The organism is Paraburkholderia kirstenboschensis (assembly GCF_904848585.1).
In the GTDB taxonomy this organism is placed as follows: Bacteria; Pseudomonadota; Gammaproteobacteria; order Burkholderiales; family Burkholderiaceae; genus Paraburkholderia; species Paraburkholderia kirstenboschensis.
In genome coordinates this window covers 1,412,663-1,434,746 of record NZ_CAJHCR010000001.1, presented here as the reverse complement: position 1 = coordinate 1,434,746, position 22,084 = coordinate 1,412,663, and the positions used below count along the sequence as shown (strand labels likewise).

The following is a 22,084-nucleotide window of genomic DNA, read 5'->3' as shown; positions in this document are numbered from 1 at the left end:
CCGCGCGCCACGCCAGGAGCCGGCGCGGGCCACTATAATGTCGCCAATTCCGACAAGAGGTGCTTCATGATCATCAAACCGCGCGTGCGTGGCTTCATCTGCGTAACCACCCATCCGACGGGCTGCGAGGCCAACGTCAAGGAACAGATCGAATACGTCAAGGCACGCGGTCCCATCGCCAACGGTCCCAAAAAGGTGCTCGTGATCGGCGCATCCACGGGCTACGGACTTGCCGCGCGCATCACGGCGGCGTTCGGCTGCGGCGCGGATACGCTCGGCGTGTTCTTCGAGCGCGGCGGCAGCGAAAGCAAGGCCGGCACGGCCGGCTGGTACAACAGCGCGGCGTTTGAGAAATTCGCGAGCGCAGAAGGCCTGTACGCGACGAGCATCAACGGCGACGCATTTTCGGACGAAGTAAAGGCACGCACGATCGAGGTCATCAAGCGCGATCTCGGCCAGGTCGATCTGGTCGTGTACAGCCTCGCCGCGCCCAAGCGCACGCATCCGAAAACCGGCGAAGTGTTCAGTTCCACGTTGAAGCCGGTCGGCAAGGCGGTCAACCTGCGCGGCATCGACACGGACAAGGAAGTCATCAAGGAAACCGTGCTCGAACCTGCCACGCAAACCGAAATCGACCACACGGTCGCGGTAATGGGCGGCGAAGACTGGCAAATGTGGATCGACGCGCTGCTGGAAGCCGGCGTGCTCGCGGACGGCGCAAAGACGACCGCGTTCACCTACCTCGGCGAAAAAATCACGCACGACATCTACTGGAACGGCTCGATTGGCGCCGCCAAGAAGGACCTCGACCAGAAAGTGCTCGGCATTCGCGAGAAGCTCGCGGCCAAAGGCGGCGACGCGCGCGTCTCGGTGCTGAAGGCGGTCGTCACGCAAGCGAGTTCCGCGATTCCGATGATGCCGCTCTACCTGTCGCTGCTCTTCAAGGTCATGAAGGCGAAAGGCACGCACGAAGGCTGCATCGAACAGGTCTACGGCCTCTACAAGGAGAGCCTGTACGGTTCGACGCCGCACATCGACGACGAAGGGCGTTTGCGCGCGGACTACAAGGAACTGGACCCCGACGTGCAAAACCAGGTTCAGGCGCTGTGGGACCAGGTGACGAACGACAACATCTACGAACTGACCGATTTCAGCGGCTACAAGACGGATTTTCTGCGTCTTTTCGGCTTTGAGATTGCGGGCGTCGATTACGAGGCCGACGTCAATCCCGACGTGCAGATTCCGCGGCTCGTTCAGGTCTGAGCGGTTGCGTTCGTGTTTGCGGGGCCGTTGCGGCCCCGCGTCGTTTGTCCGGGTTGCCCTCTTCCAGTTTCCCTTCTGTTCTCCTCTGCTCGCTGCCGCGCTTACGGCGTGCCGTTGCGGCAGTATTCGCGATAACCGTCGCGCTCCGCGAGACGCGTCATATAAGCGGCCACGGCAGGCAGATCGTCGTGCTCAATCGGCGTTTCGAGCCAACGGTTGATCGACAGCGCGATCAGAATGTCCGCGAGCGAGAACGCGTTGCCCGCGATGAACGCGCCGGTACGCTGCAACTGCCCTTCGACGATCGCCATATGCTTCGCCCAGTTTGCCCGCGACGACTCGATCTGCTGCACGTCGCGATGCGCCGGCGAGTGCCGCACGAGCGCGAGAAACGCGTAACTCCACGAGCGGTTCAGTTCGCTCGCCTGCCAGTCGATCCACTGGTCGCATCGCGCGCGCTCGCGCGGGTCGCCCGGATATAGCGACTCGCCGCGATCCCGGTAGCGGCCGGCGAGGTAGCGAATGATCGAGTTGGATTCCCACAGTACGAAGTCGCCGTCCTTGATGACGGGGACCATGGCGTTCGGATTGAGCGCGAGAAATTGCGGGTCGTTGGTCGGGCGAAACCCCGCGCCCCAGTCTTCCTGCTCGAACGCGAGGCCGAGCTCGGCGCAGGTCCACAGCACCTTGCGCACGTTGATGGATGAAGTCTTGCCGAGGATTTGCAGCATAGGACGTCGGATGCGGTGATCGGGGAAGAACCCGTTACGTTAGCGCCTCGCGGGATTTTCCGCTGCTCGCGCTGCGCCGGCGCGGGCGCCGTGTTGGGACCGCGTTGGGACTGCGTGTGCGCCAGGGTACGCCCGGGAATTGCCGCTGGTGAATTCTGCGTGATATTGTTAATAAATGCGGAGGACGGCTGCACGCCGCCTCCACCGGAAAGCACTTTACCGCAGCGAGCGTCGCCATGAGTGATGTACGCCACCATCTGAGTCCGCGAGACCGTCTGGAGCTGTTGTGCTGGCTCACATGCGGCAGCCTCGGCGCTTATTACCTCAACGAGGACTGGCCCGACGCGGCGTTCCACGTACAGGCCGCCCACAAATGGCTCGACCGGCGCGCGCGCGAAGCCGACTGGCTCTCCATTGCGAAGTTGTCGGCGACCGCGCTGGAGATTGCGCGCAGGCACGCGCGCTTTGTCGACGCCGACTGGGCGCGCGACGCCGTCGAAGAAATCCTGGACACCGACGAACTCGATCCACAAGCCCGGCTCGTGCGGCAGGTTCTTGCGGATTGCGAGAAGGCGTTGGCGGATCGGCGCACGGCGGATTAACTTTTCCAGTAAAACCCGGGTTCACGCGGCTGCGTAACGGTTCGACGAACAGTTCTGCGTTCCTGCCGGTTTCCCGCGCCCTCAGCCGGGAAACCGGCGAAAAGCCCCATGCGGCGTGCATCGCTTCGCGCGCCGCAAACGCTAGAATACCGGGCACATCGCGCACGGCGCGCCTCCTTCCCCGGTCGAACACCTTGAAACGCAAAATGCCCGCGCTGAATGCGCTCAAAGCCTTTGAAGTGGCTGGCCGCACGGGCAGCTTCACACGCGCCGCGGAATTGCTGAACGTCACGCAAAGCGCGGTGAGCCGGCAAGTGCGCCAACTGGAGGCGCAGATCGGCGAGACGCTGCTGCAACGACATCATCACCATCTGGAGCTTTCTGCCGCCGGCCGCGTACTTCTGCAAGCGCTGCAGCAATCGTTCGACCGTATCGAACTCACTGTACGCAGCCTGCAGGAGAAAACGCATCGCAACCGCCTGCGCATCAACGCACCGCCCACCTTCACGAGCCGCTGGCTGATGCCGCGCCTCGGCCGGCTGCGCGACGCGCATCCGCACCTCGAATTGAGCCTGTCCACTCGCGTCGACGACAAACTCGCGGAGTCAGGCGTGCTCGACTGCGCGATCCGCTTCGGTAACGGCGAGTGGGAAGGTTTCGACAATCGTCTGTTGATGAACGAACGGCATATCGCAGTCTGCGCGCCGGCGTTGCTCGCGCGGCAGGCTGGCCGGGCGGCTATCGATCTCAACGAGTTCACGCTGCTGCATGTGCTGGCAAGCACGGATCAGCGTTACCTGACCTGGCAACACTGGCTGAAGGCCGCCGGAATCGAGAATGTGGATACGCGCGGCGGTTATGAATTCGATCTGCTCGACCACGCGATTCGCGCGGCCATCGACGGCCTCGGCGTGACGATCGCAGACCGCCACATGATCGCGCGGGAACTCGCCGAAGGCCGGCTCGTGCAAGTGTTGAACGTGCACGTCGACGGCCACCAGTCGTACTGGCTCGTCACCCGCGCGGGGCAGGACGAGCTGCCGCACGTCACGCTGTTTCGCAACTGGCTGCAGCAGGAGATCTGGCTCGGCGAACGGGCTTTCGAGTCGTCCGAGGCGGTGCCGTTGGGCGACGTGTAGCGATCGCCGCGGCGTGGATGGTGGCTACCGCGTCGATATTGCAGATATGAAAAAGCCGCGCCGATCGATTGTGACCGGCGCGGCGTTTCAGACACCCTCTGAACAAGGGCCAACCCTCATCAAGCAGCGGTGGCGAACTCGGCCACATGAGGCTCGCGCGCGACGTGCGCGGCCGCGTCCTCGAGAATCATGTCGGCGCCCTTCTCCGCGACCATCATTGTGGGCGCATTGATGTTGCCGGAGGTGATGTTCGGAAAGACCGACGCGTCCACCACGCGCAATCCCGCAACGCCATGCACGCGCAAACGCGCATCCACAACGGACGTGCGCGAATCGCTGCCCATCGCGCAAGAGCCGCACAGGTGATAGATGGAGCCGGACTGCTCGCGAAAGTACTGCAGGAAGCTTTCGCGGCTCGCCACCTGCGGCCCCGGCGAGATTTCCTCGACCGTGATTTCCTTTAATGCGGGCGACGCCATTACCTTGCGCACGAGTTCGCAGCCCTGGATCACCTCGTCGATATCCTTTTGCGTAGTCAGCGCGTTCAGGCGGATTTTCGCGGCGTCTTCCGCACGGTTCGACGCGATTTCAATCGAGCCGCGGCTCGTCGGCCGGCAAGGGTTGAACGCAAGCAGGAAACCCGAATACGGTTCCGGTTCCAGATTCGCCTTGTTGCTCTTCGGAATGCGGTACGACAGCGGATTGAAGTAAAGCTGCAGGTTAGGTTGCGCTTCGCGCTCGCTGCCTCTGAAAAAACCGCCCGACTGATTCACACTCATCGCAAGCGGCCCCTTGCGCGTGAGCAGATACTGCAAGCCCAGCTTGAGCTTGCCGACGAGCGGCCGCAGTTCGTCGTTCAGCGTCTTCACGTTCGCACGGTAGTAGAAACTCACGCACAGATGGTCCTGCAAATTCCGGCCAACCGCGGGCAATTCTTTGATCGTCGTAATGCCGTGTTTCGCGAGCAATGCGCTATCGCCGAGGCCGGACAGTTGCAGCAGCTTCGGCGAATCGACCGCGCCGGCAGCGAGAATCACCTCGCGCTTAGCCATGAAACGCCGGGCCACGCCGTTCTGCGTGACGCTCACGCCGATAGCGCGGTGCCTGCCCTCGAAAAGAACGCGATTGGCCAACACATTGTGTTCGACCGTGAGATTCTTGCGCGCGAGCGCAGGATGCAGATACTCGAAACTGCTCGACGAGCGTTGGCCGTTGCGCGTGTTGACATCGTAAATGCCGGCACCTTCGAACTGTGCGCCGTTGAAGTCGTCGCTGCGCCGGTAGCCGGCCTGGTCGCAGCCCTTCAGGAACACATGACAGATCGGATGTGCGGCGTCTTTCATCGGCGAAATGCGGATCGGGCCGTGAGCACCGTGATATTCCGTGTCGCCGAGCGGATGCGATTCGAGCTTGCGGAAATACGGCAGGACGTCGCGAAATGCCCAGCCTGGATTTCCGGCTGCCGCCCAATCGTCGAAATCGTGCGGTTGACCGCGCACGTAGATCATCGCGTTGATCGAACCGGAGCCGCCCTGCACCTTGCCGCGCGGACAATAAATAGGACGGTTATCGAGTTCTTTTTCCGGTTCGCTGTAGTACATCCAGTTGTAGGTTTCGTTGTAGTACGTCTTTGTGAAACCCACCGGAACCTTGAACCAGAACGAGCTGTCCTTGCCGCCCGCCTCCAGCAGCAGCACCGAGTATTCGCCCGACGCCGACAGGCGATTGGCGAGAATGCAGCCCGCCGACCCGGCGCCGACGATGATGTAGTCGTAGTTCATGCTCTATGTCGCCAGAGTGGCGCTCAATCGATTGAATGCTTGTACAAGGCCGCGCGACGTTCAGCCCCTGGCCGGCGCGAGATCTTTCACGTCGGCGGGTTGCGCGGCCATTTGCAGATGCAGGCGCTCGCCCGTGTACGGCGTGTGCTGCGCGACGACTGCCATGTTCAGTTCGACGCCGAGGCCAGGCTCGCGCGACGGGATGATGTAACCGTCTTCCCACTGCAGCGGTTTCGTCAGCACGGCCGCGTGAAAACCGTCCCATGTGCCGATGCTTTCCTGGATCAGGAAGTTCGGCGTGCATGCTGCCAGCTGAATGCTCGCCGCCGCACCGATCGGACCGTTGTACAGATGCGGCGCGATCTGCGCGTAGTACACCTCGGCAAGTGCGGCAACCTTCTTCGCTTCGAGCAGGCCGCCCACGCGCGCCACGTTCAATTGCAGAATAGACGCAGCACCCGCCTGCAGCAGCTTGAAGAATTCGTACTTCGTAGTGAGACGTTCCCCCGCTGCGACTGGAATGCTCGTGTGCCGCGCGACTTGCGCCATCGCGTCTTCCTGACCCGGCGGCACCGGCTCTTCGAACCACAGCGGGTCGTATTTCTCGAGGCGCTTCGCAAGCCGGATCGCCGATGAGGGCACCATCTGCCCATGCGTGCCGAACAGCAGATCGGCCTTGCTGCCCACTGCTTCACGTACCCGGCGGCAGAACGTCTCACAACGGTCGAGTACTTCCATGGACAGTTGATGCCCCGAGTAAGCCGTGTACGGCCCCGCCGGATCGAACTTCACCGCGGTGAAGCCGCGCTTCACGTTCTCGGCCGCGCATTGGGCGGCCAGGTCGGGATCGTCGTAGTCGTATTCGCCGCGGCTGTTCTTCGGGTACAGATACGTGTACGAACGCAGGCGCGGATTGACCATGCCGCCGAGCAACTCGTAAACCGGCTTGCCTGCTGCCTTGCCGATGATGTCCCAGCACGCCATTTCGAGTCCGCTCACCACGCCCATCATCGTCAGGTCGGGCCGTTGCGTGAAGCCGCTCGAATACGCTTCGCGCCAGAGCCGCTCGATATGATGCGGATCATGATCGAGCAGGTAGCGGGAAAACACATCGTCGACGATATGCGTTATTGCTTTCGGATGGAACGTGGCCGAATAGATTTCGCCGACGCCTTCAATGCCGCAATCGGTCTTCAGCTTGACAAAGATCCAGTACATGCCGCCTACGTGCGGCGGCGGTACGGCAACGACATGCGTTTCGAGCGAGACAACTTTCATTTACGCAACCTCTTTCCTGTTGAGCATGCTTCTGAGCGCGAGTCCGGCGAAACCGCCGAGCGCCGCCATCGCGGCCACATAGCCGAAGTACAGCTGATAGCCGAATACGCCCGGGAACGTCTGCGTCAAGTAACCGTTGATGAGCGGAAGAAACACATCGGGCGAATAGCCAAGTACGGAGATGAGACCGATTGCAAGGCCCATCGTGGAAACCGGAATGTTGCAGCGATCCAGCAGCGACCAGTAAAGCCCGCGAATCGCGTAGGTCAGAATGCCGATGAACAGCACGAGAAACACCAGCAGCACATGGCTCGAAATACGCGGCGCGGCCATCAGTCCGATTAGCGACAGCGCGGCGAGGAAGAGCGCGATAACCAGCACGGACACCTTCGAATAACGGTCGCCGAGAAAGCCACCGCCAATGCCGCCGATTGGCCGCATCCACAGCTTCAGAGTGGTGATCGTTCCGGCCATGACGACCGTCAGGCCGATATCGCCTTCGTGCAGATAGGCGGAAAAGCTGTAGGTTGCCCAGAACACCTGGTAGCCGCAGAACACAATGGCTGCGACGAGCCACAATTCGGGAATTTTCGCGAGCGTTGCGAGATCGGCGAATACGTTGCTGCGCCGACGCGCTGCGCGATTCGCGGCGTCGGCGCGGGCGCCCTGCTCGCCTTGCGGATCCTTCACGAGCACAAGCACGACGCCGAGCGCGATGCACAGGAACGCATACATGTAGACGACCATTCTGAAGCCGGCTGCGACAGTCTCGCCTCTCGTCTGCGTTGCCCACGCGAACAGCGTGATGGCGACCGTCGCGAGCATCGCTTCGATGAGACCGCGCCCGCCGTCGAGCAGACCGAAGAAGCGCCCTTGCTCGTTCGTGCCGGCAATCATCGTGACGCGCTTGATGACGGCGGCCCAGAACGTGAGGCCGGTCGACAGGCCCCAGCCGCCGAAGATCAGCATCAGCATCGGGAACGACGGCGCGCTCGAATACCACAGCCCCAGCGCACCGGTTGCGATCAGCGAGAAACAGATCAGCAAGCGCGGCGCGATGCGATCCGCGAGCCAGCCGCTCGGCAGATAGCTCAGCAAGAAAATCGTCCCGAGTGACGAATACAGATAGCCGAGCTGGCTATCGGTGATATGGAACACTTCGAGCATGGTCGGCTGATAGACCTGCCGCAGATACAGAATCGGATAGATCGCGCCGGCGGCGAGCACCAGCAACATCAGCTGCGTATAGCGGCGCCCCTTCGTGTGTTGCAGCGCGGCTTGCGCGTCTGCTTTTATGTCGCCTTTTATGCCTGCTTCCATCTCGCCTAACGCGAGCGCTGCCGGGGTCGAAGACGATCGAACGGGTTGAGATGACACGTGAGCCTCCTGAGGGACACAGTGCCGCATGAGCGGCCTGTGCGTCTCCAATATGTTTTGTTATGAGTGGCAGCGCTTCGCTGCCTCTGGACGAAGCAAGGCAAGCGCACGCCGTGCCTTGCGGACTGCCATGCACGGCGCGGCGCGCGCCGGTTCTACATCAGTACTTCATGACGACGAGACGGGTCTGCGTGAATTCGAGCATGCCGTGCTTGCCGTCGTCGCCGCCGAGCCCCGAGCGTTTCCAGCCCGCATGGAAGCCCTGATACGGATCGGCCGGCGTGCGGTTCACGTAGAGTTCGCCGGCCTCGATACCGTTGGCGACTTTCATCGCGCTGCGGTAGTTCTCCGTGTAGAGCACTGAGGACAAGCCGAACTGGTGGTCGTTGGCCATTTCGAGCGCTTCATCGAGCGTTCGGTATTTGACGACCGGCATGACCGGACCGAAGGTCTCTTCCTGCACGATCTCCATGTCCTGACGGCAGTTCGACAGCAGCGTGGCCGGATAGAAAAAGCCTTTGCGCTCCGCCGACGCAGGCAGCTTGCCGCCCGTTTCGAGCGTCGCGCCCGCTGCAATCGCCCGCTCGACCATCGCGTGGATCGACTGTCGCGACGCTTCATTGACGAGCGGACCCATCAGCGAAGGCTGCTCGCTGCGGTCGCCGAATTCGACCGCGCCCATGTGGCGCTTGAGCAGCGCGACGAAGCGGTCGTGCACGCTTTCGTGCACGTAGACACGTTCGATCGCCGTGCAAAGTTGCCCGCAATGCGTGGTCTTCGAGGCGACCAGTTCACGCGCGGCTGTCTCGAGGTCGGCATCGGCCTCGATGATGGCGGGCGTCTTGCCGCCCAGTTCGAGCGACGGCTTGGCGATATTCTCCTTGCAGTACTCGAGCACCTTGCGGCCCGCGCCGACGCTGCCCGTCAGCGTGATCATGCCGATCCTGGGATGCGTGCAAAGCGCCTGAGCCGTCGCATGGTTCATGGCCAGGATGTTGACGACGCCCGCGGGCAGCCCTGCCTTCTCGACTGCCCGCGCGATTTCGAATGCCGAGGTGGGCGTGTTGTTGCTCGGGCGAACGACCACCGTGTTGCCGGCGATCAGCGCGGGCGCCACCTTGCGCATGAACGTATAGACCGGATAGTTGAACGGGATCAGGCAGGCAACCACGCCGATCGGCTCCCGATGCAGCACGAGGTTTTCATCGGGCGTATCGCTTGGAATGACCTCGCCTTCGATGCGGCGCGCCCACTCCGCGTGGTAACGCGTGATCTGACCGGCGTAGACGGCTTCGCTGGTGGCGTCGGCGACGCTCTTGCCCGATTCGAGCGCAAGCGCGGCGCCAATGTCCGGCGCGCATTCGGTCAACGCGTCGGCGAGCTTGTGCAGATACGCGCCCCGCTCCGCGGAAGGCAGCTTGCGCCACGCTTTCTGAGCGACCGCGGCGGCGTCCACTGCTGCAATGACCTCGGCGGGGCTCGCGGCCGTGACGTGCGCAATGAGCGCTTCGGTGGCGGGGTTGTAGACGGCGATCAATTCCTGATCGGCGCAACCCGCTGCGGCGGCGGGTTCGAGGAAACGGCCGTTGGCAAAGTTTCGGTCGAGTCGCATGTTTGTCTCCTTCTTCTTGCTGTGCGGGAAACGCATGGCCAGTCGTTTCCGGCTTCATGCGAAAGTGCATGAACGGAATTTTTGTCTGGGTCATGACCGGCCACAAGCGAATAATTCGCGGGACAAACATTCGAAAAAGTCACGTTTATCCAGGGATGTGCCTCATTCGAGAACCCGCTCACGAATAGCAGAATCCGGGCTTCGCCAAAAAGCAGCGGCCGCGCCGAGCCTCGGCCACACGCCGCTCATTACCAATGTCTGGAGCTCTCGATGATAAAAAAAACCTTGTCCGCTACCGCTACCCTCAGTGCTCTCGCAGCCCTTGCGTCACTGGCTGCTCCGTGCGCGTTCGCACAAAGCAGCGTGACGCTCTATGGCGTGCTCGACGAAGGCCTCGACTACACGAACAACGCCGGGCACGGCGCAGTGTGGGAGATGGCGAGCGGCTACGCGCAGGGCAGCCGTTGGGGCCTGAAAGGTTCTGAGGATCTGGGCGGCGGCATGAAAGCCGTGTTTCAGCTGGAAAACGGCTTCGACGTGAACTCGGGGCGGCTCGGCCAGGGTGGCCGCATGTTCGGCCGCCAGGCCTATGTGGGATTGAGCGACAGCCGCTTCGGCACGCTCACGTTCGGCCGCCAGTACGACTCGGTCGTGGATTACCTCGCGCAGACCACGGCTAACGGCAATTGGGCCGGCTACCTGTTCGCGCATCCGTACGACAACGACAACACCGACAACTCATTCAGACTCGGCAATAGCGTGAAATACACGAGCCCCGAAATAGCGGGCCTGCAGTTCGGGGGCGTCTACAGCTTCAGCAACGACACGAACTTCGCCAATAACCGCGCGTATAGCTTTGGCGCCCAGTATGCAACCGGCGGTCTGCTGATCGCGGCAGCCTATCTGTGGGCAAACAATCCCGGGGTGGGCGCGACAGGCGCGATCACCGCGAACGACGCGAGTTTCATCGCCGCACGCATGCGCGTTTTCGGCGGCGGCATCGACTATACGTTCGGCTCGGCTACTGTCGGCTTCGCTTATACGAACTCCACCTATAAGAGCCCGACCGGCAATGGCTATGTCGGCATTCCGCTCGCGGCGCCGGGCGTCGCATTGAACACGCTCAGGTATCAGAACTTCGAAGTGAACGGCAAATATCAGTTCACGCCCGCGTTTTTCGTCGGTACGCAGTATGTGTACACGATCGAGAACTACGATGCATCGTCAGGCAGCGTAAAGCCGAAAATCCATTCGGTCGGACTGATGGCGGACTACAACGTGTCCAAACGCACGGACGTGTATGTGCAGGGCGAGTACCAGAAGGTCACGGGGGACTCGACCCATTCGATTCTCGACAACGCGTTCATTCCGGGTGTGCAGGCGCCTTCGTCGACTGGCACACAGGTCGCCGTGCGCGTCGCGCTGAGGCATAAGTTCTAACGCTCGCGTGCTATTTGCCGTCGGGCATGTTGCCTTTTACCAGGCGCGCGCTCAACAGGATCAGCAGCGCGATAACCACGCTGAGAATCGCCGTGGCCTCGCGCCCGAGGCCCGCGGCCACACCGACGCCGGCGCTGAGCCAAAGGCTTGCCGCCGTCGTCAGGCCGCGCACCTCGCGCTGCGCACTGAGCTTCATGATGGCGCCCGCGCCGAGAAAGCCGACGCCGGACACGAGTCCTTGCAGCACGCGGCTCATGTTGTCCTGCGAAAAACCCGCTTGCAGCGGCACGACGACGAACAGGGCCGCGCCCACCGCCACCATCATGTGCGTGCGCATACCGGCGTCGCGCCGCGATATTTCCCGCTCGAAACCGATCACGCCTCCCAGTATCAGCGCGAGCCCGAGACGCATCAGCACCTGCGTTACATCGGCCGGATCCCCGAGATCGGAGAATTCTGCCTTGGCCGTTGCCCACACGGCCTGCCATCCGCTGTTCATGTACTTGCCTCGACGTTTGCGAAAACGCCAAGCATAGCCGGGATGGGCACGTGTGGGCAGGTGGGCCGGCGATAAGTATCAGGCGCGCTGCGCGTTGCGCGAACTACTTATCACGCGCCAGAAGTTTTCTTCACGAATGCGCTTACCACTGCCTCCAGTTCCTTCGTGATCGAAGTCATTACGCCGGCCACGACCGCGAACTCGCGGCCGGTCACGTCCGTGCGGCTCGCCACGATCTGGCCGTTGAAGGACACGATATGCGCTTCTTTCGCGATCGACTTGATCCGCTCGATCAAGTGCTGTTGCTCTTTCTTCTGAGCACGCGCAATGCGGCGGCTTTCCTGTTCGTAGACCGCTGTCACGCCATGCAGGTCGCTGAGCAACGGGTCCGCTGACGCGATCAGGGCCTCGACGGCACGTTCGGGGCTCGCAGAGTCGCGCGCTATGGCGTCGAGCGCTGTGCCCGCCAATGCGATGAAGTCCGTGATCTTCTTCGCGACGTGTCCGCTGCCGCTCCCGTTGCCATGAAAAGCCTCGCGCAGAGCGGGCGAAAAGAGCCCCGGCAGACCATCGCGGCCTTGCACCAGTGCCGCATGACTGTCCGCAAAGGTGCGCAACGTCTCTTGCGCGACGGCGAGCGCGCCCTCGCTTCGACGCAGCGCGAGCATTGCCTTGAAGACGATGCGCTGCGAAAGCATCCGTTGACGCCCTGCAATGTTGATCAACGAGCTCAACACTTCGCTGGACACGTCCGCTTGCGCTGGGTCGGACCGTGCGCCCTGAAGCCGTTCTATTGTTGTGAGCATATCTACTTCTGAAGATGCCGATCGGCGGGCCGCGTCGGCGCGCAATTGCTTGAGCGTCGACGCGGCCGTTGATGCGCTGGGTTACTGCTTGTCGTTACACGGTGCCTTACTCGGTTGCATGAGCGTGCATCACGCCCGATTGCATCGACCACGCCATCCACGGCCGGCGCAGCGCGACGATTGCGACAAACGCACAGGCGGCCAGCGCGCCGAAGGTGGCAAAGCCCATCTGATATGAACCGGTGCTTTCCTTCGCCATGCCCATCACGACAGGCAGATAGAAACCGCCAATGCCGCCCGCCGCGCCGACGATGCCCGACATCAGGCCGGTGCGGCCGGCCCAGCGATGCGGCACGAGCTGGAACGTCGCGCCATTGCCGAGGCCAAAGGCGAGGTACAGGCAAAGCAGCAGCGCAATGCCGCCCGCGAGCGTAGGCATGACCGCGGCGAATACGAAGTCGCACACCGAGATGATGGCGAGCAGCACGGTCAGTGCGCGCACGCCGGAGACCTTGTCCGCGATCAGGCCGCCAAGCGGACGCACGAGCGCGCCGGTCGCGGCGAGAAGCGCCATGAAGAGGCCCGCATCGATCTTCGACAGTTGATAGAGATTGGTAAGCAGCAGCGACACATACGAGGACATACCCACGAAACCCCCGAACGTGATGCTATAGACGAGCATGATGACCCACGTGTCGCGCTCCGCCAGCACCGCGCGATAACGCTTGGGCAGCACCGCGATGGCAAGCAGCGCGCCGATCACCGGCAACAGCAGCACACCGGTCTTGCCCGAACCGAAGATGCCCGCTTCGACCAGCAGCACGAGCACGATCAAGCCGACGAGCGTCACCACGAAGCTGCCGAATGCGCGCAGCACGCTGCCCGTCTTCACGCCGGAGTCGTTCGCCCAGAAGTACAGCGTGATCCCGGCGATAGCGAGCAAGGGCAACGCACCGCCCGTTGCGGCCTGCCAGCCGTAGTGAGTGGCGAGTTGCGGGAACAGGAAACCGTCGAGCACCGCGCCGATGTTCCCCGCGGCGGCGAGTCCCAGCACGAGACCCTGGACCTTCGGCGGATAGTTGCTGCCGGCCATCGGCAATGCAACGGCGAAGCTCGCACCGCCCACGCCGAGGAACACACCGAGCACGAGCAGCAGCGTGTACGACGGAACGAACGGCAGCGCCGGCAACACAATGGTCGGCACGGCCGAGAGCAGCACGCCGAGCAACGCAATGCGCTTACCATGCGCCGATTGATAGAGGTTGCCGAGCGTCACCCGCAAGATCGCTGCGGATAGAACAGGCACAGCGACGAGCAGACCTTGCTGCGCGGGGGTCATCGAGATGCTCTTGCTGATGAACGGCGCGAGCGGGCCATATAGCACCCAGACCGTGAAGCCGGTATCGAAATAGAGGAAACACGCTACCAGCGCGCGCCAGTCTCCACTCTTAAGGGAGCGCATCACGTTTTTCATCAGACATCCTCACTAAACTGATTTTCAGATCATTCGGCTGACCGCATGCATCGTCACGCACCGGAATGATCACTATGTTGGAACCCGCGTTATCTATGCAACGTCTATGCCATGCGGGCCCGATCTTTAATGCAGAACTGCGTACTCGTTGAAGCTTGAATCCGATGCGCGCATCGCGCTCAATAAACGTCGCGTGCGTAGCGTTTTTCCCGCGCGAGGCGGCTCACGTATTCGCTGGCGTTGTCATCGCTCATGCCGCCGTGTTTTGCCACCACTTCTTTCAGCGCGGCGTCGACATCGCGCGCCATGCGATTCGCGTCGCCGCATACGTAGAAATGTGCGCCCTCTTCGAGCCATGCCCACAGCTGAGCGCCGTGCTCGCGCATGCGGTCCTGCACATAGATCTTGTCGGCTTGATCGCGCGAGAAAGCCACGTCGAGGCGAGTCAGCACTCCGCTGTCGCGCAGTGCTTCGAGTTCGTCGCGATAGTAGAAATCGCTCGCGGCATGTTGCTCGCCGAAGAAGAGCCAGTTGCGTCCCTTGTCCCCGCGTGCACGGCGCTCGTGCAGAAAGCCGCGAAACGGTGCAACGCCGGTGCCGGGACCGACCATGATCATCGGCGTATCGGATTGATGAGGAGGACGAAAGTGCGCCGACTTCTGCACGAACACCGGCACGTTCACGTCGCCAGCACGGTCCGCAAGAAACGTCGACGAGACGCCTTTGCGATGACGCCGGCCATTGTTGTAACGCACAGCCGATACCGTCAGATGGACTTCGCCCGGATGCGCTTTCGGGCTCGACGCAATCGAATACAAGCGCGGCTGCAGGCGCTTGAGCATGCCCGTCAATTCGGTCGCGGAGAGCTTCACGGGAAACTCGTGCAGAACGTCCGCAAGCTGTTGGCCCCACAGCCACTGCTTGAGGTCGGTGCGGCGCTCGGGCGTGAGCAGTTCGCGTAGCGCGCCGTTGCTGCTGCGCGATGCGATGAAGGTGAGCGCGTCCGGATTCGGACGTGCAATCTCGTAGTGTTTGCCAAGGGCATCCGCGAGTCGCATCTCGCCCGCACTCGCAACATGCACCGGCGTATCCGCGCTCACGCCTACGAGTTCGATCAGTTCTTCGACCAGTTCCGGGCAGTTGCTCGGCCACACGCCGAGCGCGTCGCCCGCTTCGTATTCGAGGCCCGAGTCGCCCACGCTAAGCGAGAAGTAGCGCGTGTCCTTCGCCGCGCCCTGCTTGTTCAAACGAAGGTTGGTGACGAGCCGCGAAGCGGCGGGACGCGTCTTGGTCGGCACGGCGCCCGGCACCACTGCGTTGATCATGCCGTCCGGCGGCACCGCATGCAGCGCGGCATCTTCTTCGTTGATTCGCACGATCACGCGTTCGAGCCACGCGTCCGCGCTTTCCTGATATTCGCCGTCGCAATCGATGCGCTCCATCAGACGCAGCGCACCCTGCGCGGCGAGACGTTCGTCGAGCCGGCGGCCGTAGCCGCAGAACTGGTCGTAAGTGCGATCGCCGAGCGCGAGCACTGCGAAGCGCACACCGTCGAGACGCGGCGCGCCATCGGCGCACAATTGCGTCCAGAAACCTTGCGCGTTGTCGGGCGCGTCGCCGTCGCCGAAGGTGCTCGTCATCAGCAGCACGTACTGCGCTTTTGCGAGCGTCGACACCGCATAGTCGGCCATGCACGAGGTACGGATTTCGAATCGGGATTCCATCAGACGCGTCGCGTAACGCTCGGTGAGCGATTCGGTGTTACCCGTTTGCGAAGCCCACAGCAACGTGACCTTCGGGCGCGTGCGCACGATTCGCACGCCGGACTCCTGCGTGTCCGCATGTGCGTGGTTCAGCGTCGCATTCGCTGCGCTCGCGTGCGTGGCGCCGCGGCTATAGAGACCCGCGAGCAAGCCGTCCACGTACAGACGGTTCGTGGAGTCGAACGGCGCGCTACCCGGCAGAACCGGCACGGCATCGATGCCGTGTGCTTCCGCCGAACGCAGTCCGCTGACGAAGCCAGCAAGATACGCACGCTCGCGGTCATTGAACGACGGCGTCGGCACCGCCGGCAATTGAAGGAGATTCGTGAGTGCTTCGATACGCGGCATGTTTGCTTCCCTCGCGCTTGCCGGCAGTTCGGTGGATGACGCGCCGCTCGCGGCGCCACTCATCGAGCCGCGCGCCGCCTCGCCTTCTGCCGCCAGTTCGGCCAGCGTGCCGCCGTCCTCAGCCGGATCGGGCTGCACGGTGTCGTGCTCCACGCGGCTTAGCGCAACTGCGCAGAACTTCAGTTCGGGCTGCTGCGAGACCGGATCGATTGCGTCGCTCGTCACCGCGTTGATGCACAGGTCGTCGCCGAAAACATCGTTCCAGTGCATCGGTGCGAAGCAATTGCCCGCGCTCACGCGATCGCTCACCACTGCGGGCAGAACCGCGCGGCCGCGACGCGAGCGGATTTCCACCGGGTCTTTCGGTTTGATGCCGAGCGTGACGGCGTCTTCCGGATGAATCTCGACGAACGGACCCGGGTTCAGCTTATTGAGCATCGCCACTTTGCCGGTCTTCGTCATCGTGTGCCATTGATGCTGCAAGCGGCCCGTGTTCAGCACGACCGGAAATTCGCGATCCGGCAACTCGGCCGGCGCCGCGAAGGCGCGCGCAAAGAACATTGCGCGGCCGCTCGCCGTCGGAAACACGAGCCGCGCACGCGTGCCGTCGGCTCGCTGCAGGAGCGGCTGATTAACGCCGTCGTTGATGTAGCGAAGCGGATTGCGCCCGGCGCAATCGTCGGATGCCAGCGGCCATTGCAAGGGTGTTTCCTTCAGGCGGCGATGGCTCGCACCGCGCAGGTCGTAACCGGTTTTCGGATTCGACGCGCGCGTGATTTCCGCGAAAACTTCTTCGGCGCTTGCGTAGCTGAACGCGTTAGCAAAGCCCATTTCGCAGGCAATTCGCGCGATGATCTGCCAGTCTGGCAACGCCGCGCCTGGCGGCTCGATGCCCTTTTGCATCAACGTGAGATTGCGCTCGGAGTTGATCATCACGCCTTCGGCTTCGGCCCACAGCGCGCCAGGCAATAGCACATCCGCGTAACGGTTCGTCTCGGTATCGAGGAACGCGTCCTGCGCGATTACGAGTTCCGCCGCGCTCAAACCGGCAATGGCGTTCTGCCGGTTCGCGACGCTCGCGACCGGATTCGTGCAGATGATCCAGCAAGCCTTGATCTCGCCCGCGGCCATACGCGCGAACATGTCGATGGTGCCGTTGCCGACCTCAGTACGCAACGTGCCCTTCGGAATGCTCCACAGGTCTTCGATAAACGCTCGGTCTTCGTCGACCAATACGGATCGCTGCCCCGGCAAGCCTGGTCCCATGTAGCCCATTTCGCGACCGCCCATAGCATTGGGCTGCCCGGTCAACGAGAACGGTCCGCTGCCGCGGCGGCAGATCTTGCCCGTCGCGAGATGCAGGTTGCAGATCGCGTTCGTATGCCATGTGCCATGCGTGCTCTGATTGAGGCCCATGGTCCAGCAGCTCATCCACTCCTTCGCGTTTCCGATCATTGCCGCGGCGCGGCGGATGTCGTCGACGCAAAGGCCCGTGATTTGCGCGACGTTCTCGGGTGTGTAGTCGGCGAGAAACGCGGGCATCGCGTCCCAGCCAACGGTGTGCTCGTCGATAAAAGCGCTGTCCGTATGGCCGTTTTCGTGCAGCAGATGCAAGAGGCCGTTGAGCAGCGCGAGGTCGGTGCCGGGCTTGATCTGCAGGAACAGGTCCGCCTTCTCCGCGGTCGCGTTGCGGCGTGGATCGACAACGATCAGTTTTGCACCGGCCTTCACGCGGTCCATCATGCGCAAAAACAGAATCGGGTGACAGTCGGCCATATTTGCGCCGATCACGAAGAACAGATCGGCGTGGTCGATATCGTCGTACGATCCCGGCGGACCGTCCGCACCGAGCGAGAGCTTGTAGCCGCTGCCCGCGCTCGCCATGCACAAGCGGGAATTCGATTCGATGTTGTTGGTGCGAACAAAGCCTTTGGCGAGCTTGTTCACGAGGTACTGCGCTTCTATCGACATCTGGCCCGACACGTAAAACGACAACGCGTCCGGTCCGTGTTCGTCGAGCAGCTTGCGCAAGCGCGCGGCGGTGTCGGTGATCGCTTGCGCCATCGGCAGCGGCGCCGGGTCCTGGCCGCGCGCGTGACGCACGAATGCGCCTTCCAGACGACCCGACTTGCGCAACGCGACGTGCGCCGATTGCCCTTTCGTGCAGAGACGCCCGAAGTTCGCAGGATGCTCCTTGTCGCCGGAAATCTTGACGACCTGTCCGTCCTCGACGTGCAGCACCATGCCGCAGCCAACGCCGCAGTACGGGCACACGGTTTTTACGTTAGTCGAAGACATAGCGGGCAACGTCGAGCAATAAGTTAGTGGAAACCGCGCGACTCAAACCGCGACCCACACCTGGCCGTTCTCCACGCGCGTGGGGAACGTGCTCACCGAATGCGCCGGCGTTTCAAGGCATTCGCCGGTGCGCAGATCGAAGTGATGCTTGTAGATCGGCGAGGCGACCACCACGCGCTCGCCGAGACTGCCGATCAGGCCGCGTGAGAGCACCGCTGCGTGCGAGCCCGGATCGAAGTTTTCGATCGCGTATACGGCTGCCTTGTCTTCGTCCATGTTCACGTGAAATACGGCGACCTGTTCACCGTTGACGAGCGCGCAGACTCCCGTGTTCGGAACGATGTCGTCGAGCGTGCACACAGGCGTCCAGGTTTTCGGCAAGCGGTCGTTACTCATGGCGGAACTCCTTGTTCAATGACGCGAGAGAATCAAACGGTTTCGGCTACGACAGGAATGGCGGCAAGCTTCGATTGACGTTCGTCGTGCGTCGCCGGGCGAATCTGTCCGCGTTCCTCGACGAAGCTCACGGTGCTGTCGGACTGGTCGCTATTGACGAAATGGCGGAAGCGCTTGCGCGTTTCGGGATCGGTCACCGCCTTCTTCCACTCGCATTCGTAGGTGTCGATCACGCGCTGCATGTCCGCTTCGAGTTCGTCGGCCACGCCCAGGTGGTCGTCGACCACCACATCGATCAGATACTGGAGCCCGCCTTCGAGGTTCTCGCGCCACACGCTGGTGCGTTGCAGACGGTCGGCGGTACGCACGTAGAACATCAGAAAGCGGTCGATGTAGCGCACGAGCGTATCGCGGTCGAGGTCGGAGGCGAGCAGTTCCGCGTGACGCGGCTTCATGCCGCCGTTGCCGCACACGTACAGGTTCCAGCCCTTGTCGGTCGCGATGATGCCGACGTCCTTGCCCTGCGCTTCCGCGCATTCGCGTGTGCAGCCCGAGACGCCGAACTTGATCTTGTGCGGCGTGCGCAGGCCCTTATAGCGGTTCTCCAGCTCGACCGCGAGGCCCACGGAATCGCCGACGCCATAGCGGCACCACGTCGAGCCGACGCACGACTTCACGGTGCGCAGCGATTTGCCGTATGCATGGCCCGACTCGAAGCCGGCCGCGATCAGCTCTTCCCAGATGAACGGCAGTTGCTCGACGCGCGCGCCGAACAGGTCGACGCGCTGGCCGCCGGTGATCTTCGTATAGAGGCCGTATTTTTTCGCGACCTGAGCGACGGCGATCAGACCGTCGGGCGTGACTTCGCCGCCCGCCATCCGCGGCACGACCGAATACGTGCCGTCGCGCTGAATGTTGGCGAGGTAGTAGTCGTTGGTGTCCTGCAACGACGCGTGCTCTTTCTTCAGCACGAACTCGTTCCAGCACGACGCAAGAATGCTGGCAACCACCGGCTTGCAGATATCGCAGCCGAGACCGTGGCCATGCTTCGCGAGCAGTTCGCCGAAGCTGCGCACGCCTTCCACACGCACGATGTGATACAGCTCCTGGCGCGAATACGCAAAGTGCTCGCACACATGGTTGTTCACCGCGAGGCCCTGCTTTTTCATCTCGGCCTTCATCACCTGCGTGACGAGCGGCACGCAACCGCCGCAGGAAGTGCCCGCGGTAGTTGCGCATTTGAGCGCGCCGATGTCGGTCGCGCCCGCGCAAACGGCGGCGCACAGGTCGCCCTTCGACACGTTGTTGCACGAGCAGATCTGCGCGGCGTCCGGCAGCGCGTCGACGCCGAGTCCCGGCTTCGCCTTGCCGTCGCTTTGCGGCAGGATCAAAAATTCGGGGGACTCCGGTAGCCCGATGCGGTTGAGCATCATCTGCAGCAGCGTGCCGTATTCGCTTGCGTCGCCGACCATCACGCCGCCCAACAGATACTTGCCGCACTCCGAGACCACGAGCTTCTTGTAGATCTGCTTGCGCTCGTCGCTGAACTGATACGCGCGGCTGCCCGGCGTATTGCCATGCGCATCGCCGATACTCGCGACGTCCACGCCCATCAGTTTGAGTTTGGTGCTCATGTCGGCGCCCGCGAATTCGGCGGGCTCGCCCAGCAGTTGTTTTGCCACCGTGCGCGCCATGTCGTAGCCGGGCGCGACGAGGCCGAAAAGCTGACCGTTCCACAGTGCGCACTCGCCGATTGCATAGATGTGCGGATCGCTCGTGCGGCATGCGTTGTCGATCACGATGCCGCCGCGCGCGCCGAGCGTCAGCCCGCTTTCGCGCGCGAGGTCGTCGCGCGGACGAATGCCCGCCGAGAACACGATCATGTCAGTGTCGAGATGCGTGCCGTCCGCGAACTGCATGCGGTGCGTGCCCTCTTCACCGTCGACGATCGCCGTGGTGTTCTTCTGCGTGTGCACCGTCACGCCGAGTTCTTCGATCTTCGTGCGCAGCACGCGGCCACCGCCTTCGTCGACCTGGACCGCCATCAGGCGCGGCGCGAATTCGACCACATGCGTTTGCAGGCCCATATCGCGCAGCGCCTTCGCGCATTCGAGACCCAGCAGCCCGCCGCCTACCACCGTGCCGGTCTTCGAGCGCGCGCCGCACTCCTGCATCGCCTCCAGATCGTCGATGGTTCGATAAACGAAGCAATCGGTGCGCTCGCGTCCCTGCACCGGCGGGACGAACGGATAGGAGCCGGTCGCGAACACGAGCTTGTCGTACGGCAGCGTCTCGCCGGTCGAGACCGTCACGGTGCGCGCGGCGCGGTCGATCGCGACAGCCTTCGCGTTGAGCTTGAGCAACACGTTCTGGCGTTCGAAGAAGCCTGGCTCGACGAGCGAGAGGTCGTCCGCCGTCTTGCCTGAAAAGAACTCGGAGAGGTGCACGCGGTCGTACGCCGGACGCGATTCTTCGCACAGCACCGTGATGTCGAGGCCGTGCGCGGCGTCTTGCGCCAGACACTCGACCAGTTTGTGACCGACCATCCCGTGACCGATAACGATGATTTTCATGACCGCGGTTTCCTCAATGTGCTGGGCATCGGTCGCCGCCATGCCGTCATCGGCAATGCGGCGCCGGAAATAAAAACGGCGTCCCGCGAACCCAGTCGATGACTGAATTCGGGGGACGCCGTTGTCCTGACCTGGTACTGCGGCAAGTGCTTTGTATGGCACTCGCGGCGGATCCACGTTGATCCGATGGCACGACTAAATGCAAGGGCTGTGCCAATTGCACGCAATGTGGCACGTGCGCCCTATTGCGCGGGGCTTCGCGCACAATTGCACGAGTCGTCGACGCCACGGGCGCGCGACGCATTTCGATGCAAGCCAGCACAGCGATGGTGCGACGCAGCACTGTGCGCGTGCCAAAAGCGGGCGCGTGGCCGGTGCATGCAATTCCAGCACGGCGAGCCCCGGGGCCACGTCGCGCTCTGTTAATGAGCGGCTGGCAGGGCGTCGGCTACGCGTTGGAACGCGCATCGCCGGAGCTTCGACTCGAACGGATACGCCGCGCCGACGTCACCTCGCGCGGCGTTGGCCTGCTCCTTGCATAAACGTTGGCGTATGAATACCGCTCCGGCAACGCAGCCGGCGCAACTCGACGGCATCACCTGGCAAAACACAACGCAGTGCCTCGCCAGATTGCGAATCAATGAGCGGCAAGTGAGCGGCAACTGAGCAGCATCGGACAACGGCGTCCCCTCGTGACCATCACG

The 22,084-nt window shown here is 62.7% G+C and carries 15 protein-coding genes; 4 read left to right on the top strand and 11 right to left on the bottom strand.

Features of this window, described 5'->3' with window-relative positions:
- Nucleotides 1-66 precede the first annotated feature (66 nt).
- Entirely contained in the window at nt 67-1,263 is a 1,197-nt protein-coding gene (gene fabV, locus JMY24_RS06430; RefSeq protein WP_201701546.1) for an enoyl-ACP reductase FabV, read from the top strand.
- A gap of 101 nt (nt 1,264-1,364) precedes the next feature.
- Here the strand turns inward: fabV and JMY24_RS06425 are convergent, their stop codons facing one another.
- Entirely contained in the window at nt 1,365-1,994 is a 630-nt protein-coding gene (locus tag JMY24_RS06425) for a glutathione S-transferase family protein (protein WP_128595055.1), read from the bottom strand.
- A 236-nt stretch (nt 1,995-2,230) separates the two neighbouring features.
- Between JMY24_RS06425 and JMY24_RS06420 the strand changes: the two genes are divergently transcribed.
- A complete protein-coding gene (locus JMY24_RS06420) occupies nt 2,231-2,596 on the top strand; it encodes a hypothetical protein (protein WP_128595054.1) in 366 nt (121 codons plus the stop codon).
- A 206-nt stretch (nt 2,597-2,802) separates the two neighbouring features.
- Nucleotides 2,803-3,735: a LysR substrate-binding domain-containing protein gene (locus tag JMY24_RS06415; protein ID WP_128595053.1), complete on the top strand. Its 933-nt coding sequence runs from the start codon at nt 2,803-2,805 to the stop codon at nt 3,733-3,735.
- Nucleotides 3,736-3,854: 119 nt separating this feature from the next.
- On the opposite strand, the gene JMY24_RS06410 is transcribed toward JMY24_RS06415, so the two are convergent.
- The 4 genes from JMY24_RS06410 to aldA all read right to left on the bottom strand — a co-directional run bounded on the left by JMY24_RS06410 (nt 3,855) and on the right by aldA (nt 9,783).
- Entirely contained in the window at nt 3,855-5,516 is a 1,662-nt protein-coding gene (locus tag JMY24_RS06410) for a GMC family oxidoreductase (RefSeq protein WP_201701544.1), read from the bottom strand.
- A 60-nt stretch (nt 5,517-5,576) separates the two neighbouring features.
- On the bottom strand, nt 5,577-6,794 hold the full coding sequence (locus tag JMY24_RS06405; RefSeq protein WP_128595051.1) for a mandelate racemase/muconate lactonizing enzyme family protein: 1,218 nt from the start codon (nt 6,792-6,794) through the stop codon (nt 5,577-5,579).
- Nucleotides 6,795-8,114 carry an MFS transporter gene (locus JMY24_RS06400; protein WP_128595057.1) on the bottom strand — a complete coding sequence of 440 codons (1,320 nt, stop codon included), beginning with the start codon at nt 8,112-8,114 and terminating at the stop codon, nt 6,795-6,797.
- A 217-nt stretch (nt 8,115-8,331) separates the two neighbouring features.
- Nucleotides 8,332-9,783 (bottom strand): aldehyde dehydrogenase, encoded by a 1,452-nt coding sequence (gene aldA / locus JMY24_RS06395; protein WP_128595050.1) that lies wholly within the window; start codon nt 9,781-9,783, stop codon nt 8,332-8,334.
- A 270-nt stretch (nt 9,784-10,053) separates the two neighbouring features.
- Here aldA and JMY24_RS06390 point away from each other — a divergent pair, with 270 nt between their 5' ends.
- Entirely contained in the window at nt 10,054-11,223 is a 1,170-nt protein-coding gene (locus JMY24_RS06390) for a porin (protein WP_201701542.1), read from the top strand.
- Between the two features lie 10 nt (nt 11,224-11,233).
- Here the strand turns inward: JMY24_RS06390 and JMY24_RS06385 are convergent, their stop codons facing one another.
- The 6 genes from JMY24_RS06385 to nirB form a co-directional block, all read right to left on the bottom strand.
- Complete coding sequence (locus JMY24_RS06385) at nt 11,234-11,722, bottom strand: MgtC/SapB family protein (RefSeq protein ID WP_128585518.1); 489 nt, start codon at nt 11,720-11,722, stop codon at nt 11,234-11,236.
- A 110-nt stretch (nt 11,723-11,832) separates the two neighbouring features.
- Nucleotides 11,833-12,528, bottom strand: a complete 696-nt coding sequence (locus tag JMY24_RS06380; protein ID WP_128595048.1) for a type IV pili methyl-accepting chemotaxis transducer N-terminal domain-containing protein — start codon at nt 12,526-12,528, stop codon at nt 11,833-11,835.
- Nucleotides 12,529-12,634: 106 nt separating this feature from the next.
- Nucleotides 12,635-14,002 (bottom strand): MFS transporter, encoded by a 1,368-nt coding sequence (locus JMY24_RS06375; protein ID WP_128595047.1) that lies wholly within the window; start codon nt 14,000-14,002, stop codon nt 12,635-12,637.
- Between the two features lie 179 nt (nt 14,003-14,181).
- Nucleotides 14,182-18,411 carry a sulfite reductase subunit alpha gene (locus tag JMY24_RS06370; RefSeq protein ID WP_128595046.1) on the bottom strand — a complete coding sequence of 1,410 codons (4,230 nt, stop codon included), beginning with the start codon at nt 18,409-18,411 and terminating at the stop codon, nt 14,182-14,184.
- Nucleotides 18,412-18,453: 42 nt separating this feature from the next.
- Nucleotides 18,454-18,807, bottom strand: a complete 354-nt coding sequence (gene nirD, locus JMY24_RS06365; protein WP_128595045.1) for a nitrite reductase small subunit NirD — start codon at nt 18,805-18,807, stop codon at nt 18,454-18,456.
- A gap of 32 nt (nt 18,808-18,839) precedes the next feature.
- Nucleotides 18,840-21,380: a nitrite reductase large subunit NirB gene (gene nirB, locus JMY24_RS06360; protein WP_201701540.1), complete on the bottom strand. Its 2,541-nt coding sequence runs from the start codon at nt 21,378-21,380 to the stop codon at nt 18,840-18,842.
- Nucleotides 21,381-22,084: the final 704 nt, after the last annotated feature.

Excerpts from the sequence above, each read along its gene's own strand:
- fabV (WP_201701546.1), top strand. The coding sequence starts at position 67 with ATGATCATCAAACCGCGCGTGCGTGGCTTCATCTGCGTAACCACCCAT.
- JMY24_RS06425 (WP_128595055.1), bottom strand. The coding sequence starts at position 1,994 with ATGCTGCAAATCCTCGGCAAGACTTCATCCATCAACGTGCGCAAGGTG.
- JMY24_RS06420 (WP_128595054.1), top strand. The coding sequence starts at position 2,231 with ATGAGTGATGTACGCCACCATCTGAGTCCGCGAGACCGTCTGGAGCTG.
- JMY24_RS06415 (WP_128595053.1), top strand. The coding sequence starts at position 2,803 with ATGCCCGCGCTGAATGCGCTCAAAGCCTTTGAAGTGGCTGGCCGCACG.
- JMY24_RS06410 (WP_201701544.1), bottom strand. The coding sequence starts at position 5,516 with ATGAACTACGACTACATCATCGTCGGCGCCGGGTCGGCGGGCTGCATT.
- JMY24_RS06405 (WP_128595051.1), bottom strand. The coding sequence starts at position 6,794 with ATGAAAGTTGTCTCGCTCGAAACGCATGTCGTTGCCGTACCGCCGCCG.
- JMY24_RS06400 (WP_128595057.1), bottom strand. The coding sequence starts at position 8,114 with ATGGAAGCAGGCATAAAAGGCGACATAAAAGCAGACGCGCAAGCCGCG.
- aldA (WP_128595050.1), bottom strand. The coding sequence starts at position 9,783 with ATGCGACTCGACCGAAACTTTGCCAACGGCCGTTTCCTCGAACCCGCC.
- JMY24_RS06390 (WP_201701542.1), top strand. The coding sequence starts at position 10,054 with ATGATAAAAAAAACCTTGTCCGCTACCGCTACCCTCAGTGCTCTCGCA.
- JMY24_RS06385 (WP_128585518.1), bottom strand. The coding sequence starts at position 11,722 with ATGAACAGCGGATGGCAGGCCGTGTGGGCAACGGCCAAGGCAGAATTC.
- JMY24_RS06380 (WP_128595048.1), bottom strand. The coding sequence starts at position 12,528 with ATGCTCACAACAATAGAACGGCTTCAGGGCGCACGGTCCGACCCAGCG.
- JMY24_RS06375 (WP_128595047.1), bottom strand. The coding sequence starts at position 14,002 with ATGAAAAACGTGATGCGCTCCCTTAAGAGTGGAGACTGGCGCGCGCTG.
- JMY24_RS06370 (WP_128595046.1), bottom strand. The coding sequence starts at position 18,411 with ATGTCTTCGACTAACGTAAAAACCGTGTGCCCGTACTGCGGCGTTGGC.
- nirD (WP_128595045.1), bottom strand. The coding sequence starts at position 18,807 with ATGAGTAACGACCGCTTGCCGAAAACCTGGACGCCTGTGTGCACGCTC.
- nirB (WP_201701540.1), bottom strand. The coding sequence starts at position 21,380 with ATGAAAATCATCGTTATCGGTCACGGGATGGTCGGTCACAAACTGGTC.